This is a genomic window from Calderihabitans maritimus (assembly GCF_002207765.1).
Classification (GTDB): domain Bacteria; phylum Bacillota; class KKC1; order Calderihabitantales; family Calderihabitantaceae; genus Calderihabitans; species Calderihabitans maritimus.
This window is the reverse complement of the sequence record NZ_BDGJ01000082.1, coordinates 1-6,602: the sequence shown is the minus strand read 5'-3', so window position 1 is coordinate 6,602 and position 6,602 is coordinate 1. Positions and strand designations below refer to the sequence as shown.

Here is a 6,602-nt window from a genome sequence, read left to right as displayed (position 1 = left end):
CAAAGGTCAAACATTTTTTACGACAAAATAAATGACCAACTGGAAATTTAGCCGTTGGTCATATCATACAAGGATGGGAAAACATGACTACCCGCGAAGTGGGCAAAATAGGTGGCAACATGGTTAAGAAGATGGTCGAATTTGCCGAGCGGGAAATGGACGCCCAAAACGCCATACCTGTATATGATGAAGATAATAATGTAGAGTCATAGGCCAAATTTTTTAATTTAAAACTTCATCCTTCTTTATTTACGTCAAAATTTGCCGGGCTTCAGGACTTGCAATAGAGGTGTAGATGTGTTAAAATAACTTCTGTCAAATCAACATGGGCGTGGGGCTATAGCTCAGTTGGGAGAGCGCTTGAATGGCATTCAAGAGGTCAGGGGTTCGAATCCCCTTAGCTCCACCAGGGAATTCAGTGATGGTGCGGGTTTCAGTTTCTGGGATGTAAGCTGTGATGGAAATTACTGGTTTTAGTTCACATTTAGTTCACATGAAACCCGGCCATGCAGACAGACTGGTATGTTTTAGATACCAGTCTTTTTTTTTTATTCTTGAAATATCATGGCGTTGATCCGTTCAGCTTCTCGTTCGTCAATTTTGGCAGGGATATAGTGGTGATACCTCTTGAACGTGAAGGCAGGGTCTTTGTGGCCCAGCCAGGCGCTGACCTGGCGCACCTCTATGCCTTTCCGTATTAGTGTCGTAGCAAAAGTGTGACGCAAAGCGTGGAAGTGGGTGTTTTCCGGCAGTCCGGCTTTGCGAAGTGTCGGTATCCAGTATCTGTTTCTGATATTGCTCGGATTCAACGGGTTGCCGACTTCGTTTGCAAACACCAGGTTTCTGTCATTATACAGAGGCCCGGCTTTAAGTTTTTCTTTTGCCTGCTGCGTGCGTTGAGCTCTGAGGGCTTTTTCGACGTCCGGAAACATCGGGATAGTGCGTTTAGAACATTCAGTCTTGGCATCGCTTGTGCTGTCGTCGTTGCTCATGTTTATAAACGTGATTGTCTTGTCTTTGAAATTTATCTGGTCCCACGTGAGATTCAGAAGTTCTCCCTTGCGCGCTCCGGTGCCTAGTGCTACGATGAAGAGGTTTTCCAGCCTGCTGCCCTGTGCCGCCTCCAGGAAGCGTTTCCGTTGTTCGTCGGTGAGGGGTTTGACTTCCTTTTCATGTAGGCGGGGCGGTTTGACTTTGTCGGCAGGATTGAACGGTATCAGATTAAGTGCGACTGCCCTATTCAGTGCGGAAGAGAGCAAAGAATGTACATAACGCACTGTGCGGGTGGAAAGTTCTTTACCGCCTTTTTCCTTCGATTTGCGCAATTTCAGGTACAGTTTATCGATATGGTATGGTTGTAAGTCTTTTAGTTTTATGAAGCCAAGCTCGTGGATGATGTGATTATTGACCAAATACCGAGCGGTAGAGATTGTTTTTTTATTTTGATGGTCTGCTTCGTACTTTTCGAGCCAGTCCGTCATGTATTCAGCTACCGTTAGGTCGGTTGGGACCGTATAAGTACCTTTATCGAGACCGATAAGGACTTCTCTCAGTCGCCGCTCTGCGTCTTTTTTTGTGCCGTACACTATTTCCGCTTTCTGACGCCGCTTTCCGGTCTCGGGATCACGGGGCAGTTCGTAGCGGATCAGCCATCTCGTCCTGCCCATCCTGTCTTTTCCTCTGGAGTAGATTCCCGGCATACGGGTAACAACTAAACCTCCTTTCGGGCTCCCCAGCCGGGACAAAAGTTTACTTCGACCCGGCCGGGGAATTTTCCTTCCTTTGCAGCCAGTGGAGGAAAGCGTCTCTGCGTACCCGAATGGTCCTGCCAATGCGGATGGCGGGGAAACTCGGGTCATGGGCAAGCTCGTATGCGGCTGACCGGGAAATGCGGAGATACCGAGCAACGTCCGGCATCGTCATGACTTCAGGAAGTTTTACATCTTCCGAAGACAGGGCTTGGTTGGTCACGGGTCTGTCTCCTCCTTCTTTTAATTTTGGTTTGGGAAGTTAAAGAAAAATAAAAAGGCAGATTTTCCCTGCTAAATGGAAAAATCTGCCTTGCGGACGAAAATAATTGCAACAGGGGTAACCGCATTCCCTGTTACAAGAACATATTAACATATTTTCATGTAAAATGCAAATTTTACACGTTTCTCCCAAATTAATTTTAGGCCTGGTAAAACTGGAGCCATGCAAGGACTACCCGTAGCGCGCATGCGTGGAGGTGGTTTAACGCCACAGTAATTTTTTATGAAATTATTACACAAGGCTCTCTGACGGTAGTATCACAATCCTGCGTGACTTGGGGTAGTCATATCTCACGGTAATGTAGGGCAAAACCACCGCTGGATTTTGGTCAGTTTGTACAATTGCAGTGTAGATTTTTTATATAAAAATTATATAAAAATTATATGAAAATTATATTAAAATTATAGTATTTTTATATATTTTTTATATAAAAGATCTACAGTAGCTCGGGCGAAATATCTACACTAGGATACTACACCTAGTTCGTTCGGTAGTGTATACCCGTAGTGTAGATCCAAAATCGCCTTAAACCCTTGTGCCGCAAGGCTTTGCCGATTGTGCCTTTGGTCATACTTTTTGCAGCAACTTATGCGAAATTATATACCTTCTCCCTGCAAACGAAAAATGAAAACTAGCGTTTGTGCAAAGTTAGTGTAGTTCTTTTGAGTATCAACCGGGTGGTTATACTATTAATTCGTATGAATGTCCCTCAAACATTTCGCTGCTCAAACCCAATCGTCTAACAGCCATCTTTAGATAAAAGTGACCAGTTTCTAAAAAAATCCTTCAGGTTTTATAGACCGGAAACCGGCTTTTTAAATCAGGCGTTGTCTTTAAAAGACAAAATTTTTGGGTACCTAATGAAACTTGACACGGGCTACTTATGATACTCTCCTGTACTCATGAATTTGAGATAGTAAATTTATATAAAAAGGCTTGTCGTCTATATTAATAAAAATCTATACTACAAAATTAACCTCCAGCAGACAAAAACTTCAAACGAAATGCTTCCACTATTTCATTACAACGATTTTTGTCAGCACGAAAAATTAGTTGAGTAGCTGGTATTTTAATAGTACCAAATTTCCGATACTGCTCTTCTCCAACCTCAACTTCCCAATCTGAACCCCAAAATTTTCCTTGTTCATTATAAGAATCGCTAATAGATGTAAAGTATTCTATCAGATATTTTCTTGGTATACCGCTTTCAATCTTTATCTCTATCTTTGGCATTTATTCTTCACCTCATTTCTAAAATTGTATAAATTATTATTTTTATAGATAACTTTAAAATCTCTCATCTTAATAACCAACCAAACAAACTTCAGCCTATTCTAATGATAATAGTTAAATAAAAAGCTTTACTTTAGTAAAACCGGATATAATGACGATGGCTACTAAAAGGATGGAAGCAGGAAGGGCTATTTATACCAAACCATTTTATCGCGAAAGGCTTGTTATTGCGCCGGACACAAAAGTGATTGAAGTCCCAATTTACCCCTTTTGAAAGTTCCAGCCAGCAGGTAATGACGGTACTACGTTTGAAACCACTTTTTCCCCTGGCTCAGGGACAAATGAGTTTATAAAAAGCAAAGGATTTTCAATTTGGTATACCAAAAGAATTGCAGTCTCTAACCGTAAATAGTTGTAGGCTGGGCATTAGCATAACAGATCTCATAATTCGACCTATGTCCATGAGCGGCTACTGCATGAAGATTCGTCTCCTTTATCATGGGCCTAAATTTCCGGCCGTTTCGGTCAGGCCTGCTTTTACCAATCGCGACCACCAGTTGGCAATGGGTCAGAAAGCAGGGTTGTAAAATTGGAGCCGGCTATTGCCGTGGAAACTACAATGTATTAACGTTTAGATTGGTGACACAAGTTCTAAAAACCAAGTCCCTGAGTGATAGGACAAGATGAGGCCTGGAGTCCGGCCGTGAACAATCACCGGAGGAGACCGGATAGAGCGGATTTTAGCCAGTAGAAGAACAAAAAGCCGAAGATGTAGAAAAATGGCTGCAGGCGTCTTAACCGGCATTAAAGGGACCATTTACCGACCGGCCGTGGATTAAGTATCTTTCTGTGAGGTGGATGTCAAGGCCGCCGGCATAAAGTTAATGTTTTAGAAGGTGAGGTCTCTTAAATAGAAAATTTTCTTGGGTACCTACTGAATCTTGACCCGGACTATTATTTCGGAAGAAATTGATATATATTTTAATTTTTGTTATAAAATCATAAAATATTAACCAGTAGTATATCAAATCACAGCCTGATTGGGGGCCAGTGAGGTGGCAGAGCTGTTTGATAAGAAATCCAGCGACTATGATAACTGGTATCAGACGCCGAAGGGACGGCTGGTGGACAAGATTGAAAAGGAGGCCATCTACGGGTACCTGAAGCCCCGGGCGAGCATGGAAATACTGGATATAGGTTGCGGTACGGGCAATTTCTCCCTGGAGCTGGCCCGGCTGGGTGTAAAGGTGACGGGTATCGATGTTTCGGAAGCTATGCTAGCTAAAGCGCGGGAAAAGGCGACACAGGAAGGCCTTGCCATAAAGTTTTTGCGTGCCGATGCCCGCAAGCTTCCGTTCGGGGAGGCGAGCTTTGACGCAGTGGTATCGGTCACAGCCCTCGAATTTGTCCCCAACCTAGCGGATGCTCTGCAAGAGGCCTATCGCGTACTTAAACCCGGTGGACGACTGGTAGTGGGGCTAATTGGAGGAAATAGTGCCTGGAGCCGGTACTACGAAGCGAAAGCGGCCCGGGATCCGGAAAGTGTTTTCCGCTGGGCTCACTTTCCGACCCTATCTGAACTGATAGTTGCTATGCCGGGAAGCGATGTTCAGGGAAAAGCGGTCTTATTTGTACCTCCAGATTTTGATTTTACTAAAGTAAATGAGGCCTTGGCGCTGGAGGCCGAGGCTCAACGGCAAGGACGAACAGATGGAGGTTTTATTTGTGCGGTATCTTATAAAAAGAGGACGGATGGGAATTAAAGATTGACAGGCCGCGGAAGAAGGGTCTCGCTCTTAACTAAGCAGTTTTCCCTGAAAAAGTAGTATTTGAAGCTACTTGGTACTGACGAGCTAATTTCCTTTCGGTTGAATTGTCTTTATCTCGTACATTCTTACCAACTTTTTCTATACCCAAGCTGGCTATTCGGTGGAGGTTGTAGGCAAATATGCCGTTTGCCACCCGGGTTTTGGTTCCTTAGTAACCCGGAACAGACTCCGTCTGGAGTTGACCGCATCCCGGGATATTGCAACACTCTTGAACCAATTTGTGCAAATGCAGTGTAGATTCTGTACGTCAAAATTACATCAAAAACGCGTAGAAAATTACGTCTGTTTTTACGTCATTTTGACATACAAGATCTACAGTAGCTCGGGCGAAATATCTACACTAGGGTACTACACCTAGTTCGTTCGGTAGTGTATACCCGTAGTGTAGATCCAAAAACGCCTTAAACCCTTGTGCCGCAAGGCTTTGCCGATTCTGCCTTTGGTCATACTTTTTGCAGCAACTTATGCGAAATTATATACCTTCCCCCCGCAAACGAAAAGTGAAAATTAGCGAGTGTGCAAAGTTAGTGTAGTTCTTCCTCATATCAGCAGAATGATTATGCTACCACTTCCTTCATAAATGCTCCAGCCTTCTCAAGATTAGAATGGAATTAATGTTTCTGCGTTAATATGCATCGTATTTGGTACTCTATCCGCGTGGAAGAAATGGTCAGAAGGCTTAACCCCATCCTGCGGGGGTGGATTAACTACTTCCGCATAGCGAACTGTAAGAGAGTACTCGTGAACTCATGGGATGGATACACCGACGGCTAAGAATGAAGAAGATGCTGGAGTGGAAGACCTGGAAGGCGCTTCATAAAGCCCTTCGCCGTCGAGGCTATAAAGGGGAATTTGAGAAAATATCCATGCGAAGACGGAGAAACTCAGCCTGCCCTTTCATCTCGATGGCCCTTCCAAACACCTGGTTTGACGAAATCGGTTTAATTAACCTCGAAAGATATGAGGTTGGCATCTTGCATCGTTATTATGAAAGCTAACGACTGAGGTTTACCAGGAGCCGTGTACGCGGCCCGTACGCACGCATATTCCGGAGCAAACTGGACAGTAATTCCGGATTAAACTGGACACCAAATCCGATTTAAATTGGACACCGATTCCGATCCTAACTGGACACCAATTCCGATTCAAACTGGACACTAATTTCTGGAAGCCTATGATGCAAGAGATGTTTCGCGAAGCGATGCCCGGTACCAAAATTGCCATAGGAATTCTTGAACACTTGCTTAATTCGTTTAGTGACAAAAAACGAATGAAGGAGTGTTCAAGACCGACGGCAAATAGACCCGCGGTAAAATGTCAAGACCCTGAATTGGAAATTTTATTGTTTCAAAATGTAAAAAGGCAACAAGAAACCAAGCCGGTAAGCCAAAACAGAAAATACCAGCTCAAACAGTAAAAGTAAGTTGAAAAGAAATATTTACCCTAACCTCCTTGGCCGGTAAATTTGGCCCTCACTCAGCGGCGTGAAGACCATGCGTGCGAGCTTGC

5 protein-coding genes, 1 tRNA gene and 1 pseudogene are annotated in these 6,602 nt (G+C 43.9%); 4 read left to right on the top strand and 3 right to left on the bottom strand.

Annotated features, from left to right (window positions below; translation table 11 throughout):
• Window positions 1-68: 68 nt before the first annotated feature.
• Together KKC1_RS07350 and KKC1_RS07345 are read left to right on the top strand one after the other, a co-directional pair.
• Window positions 69-212 (top strand): annotated as a pseudogene (locus KKC1_RS07350) (small, acid-soluble spore protein, alpha/beta type); the annotation flags it as partial.
• A gap of 121 nt (window positions 213-333) precedes the next feature.
• Window positions 334-409 (top strand) — tRNA-Ala (locus tag KKC1_RS07345).
• A gap of 139 nt (window positions 410-548) precedes the next feature.
• Here the strand turns inward: KKC1_RS07345 and KKC1_RS07340 are convergent.
• The 3 genes from KKC1_RS07340 to KKC1_RS07330 form a co-directional block, all read right to left on the bottom strand.
• On the bottom strand, window positions 549-1,667 hold the full coding sequence (locus KKC1_RS07340) for a tyrosine-type recombinase/integrase (protein ID WP_192868132.1): 1,119 nt from the start codon (window positions 1,665-1,667) through the stop codon (window positions 549-551).
• Window positions 1,668-1,749: 82 nt separating this feature from the next.
• Window positions 1,750-1,971 (bottom strand): helix-turn-helix domain-containing protein, encoded by a 222-nt coding sequence (locus tag KKC1_RS07335; RefSeq protein WP_238134229.1) that lies wholly within the window; start codon window positions 1,969-1,971, stop codon window positions 1,750-1,752.
• 1,032 nt (window positions 1,972-3,003) lie between these two features.
• Window positions 3,004-3,264, bottom strand: coding sequence for a MoaD-like domain-containing protein (locus KKC1_RS07330; protein WP_088553822.1), 261 nt, complete (start codon window positions 3,262-3,264; stop codon window positions 3,004-3,006).
• 1,055 nt (window positions 3,265-4,319) lie between these two features.
• Between KKC1_RS07330 and KKC1_RS07325 the strand changes: the two genes are divergently transcribed.
• Window positions 4,320-5,027, top strand: a complete 708-nt coding sequence (locus KKC1_RS07325) for a class I SAM-dependent methyltransferase (RefSeq protein ID WP_088553821.1) — start codon at window positions 4,320-4,322, stop codon at window positions 5,025-5,027.
• 696 nt (window positions 5,028-5,723) lie between these two features.
• A complete protein-coding gene (locus tag KKC1_RS17475; protein ID WP_202819991.1) occupies window positions 5,724-5,867 on the top strand; it encodes a group II intron maturase-specific domain-containing protein in 144 nt (47 codons plus the stop codon).
• The last annotated feature ends 735 nt before the right edge of the window (window positions 5,868-6,602 follow it).

Bases quoted from the DNA above. Each gene is read 5' to 3' on its own strand.
- KKC1_RS17475 (WP_202819991.1), top strand. From the start codon at position 5,724: ATGCATCGTATTTGGTACTCTATCCGCGTGGAAGAAATGGTCAGAAGG.
- KKC1_RS07340 (WP_192868132.1), bottom strand. From the start codon at position 1,667: ATGGGCAGGACGAGATGGCTGATCCGCTACGAACTGCCCCGTGATCCC.
- KKC1_RS07330 (WP_088553822.1), bottom strand. From the start codon at position 3,264: ATGCCAAAGATAGAGATAAAGATTGAAAGCGGTATACCAAGAAAATAT.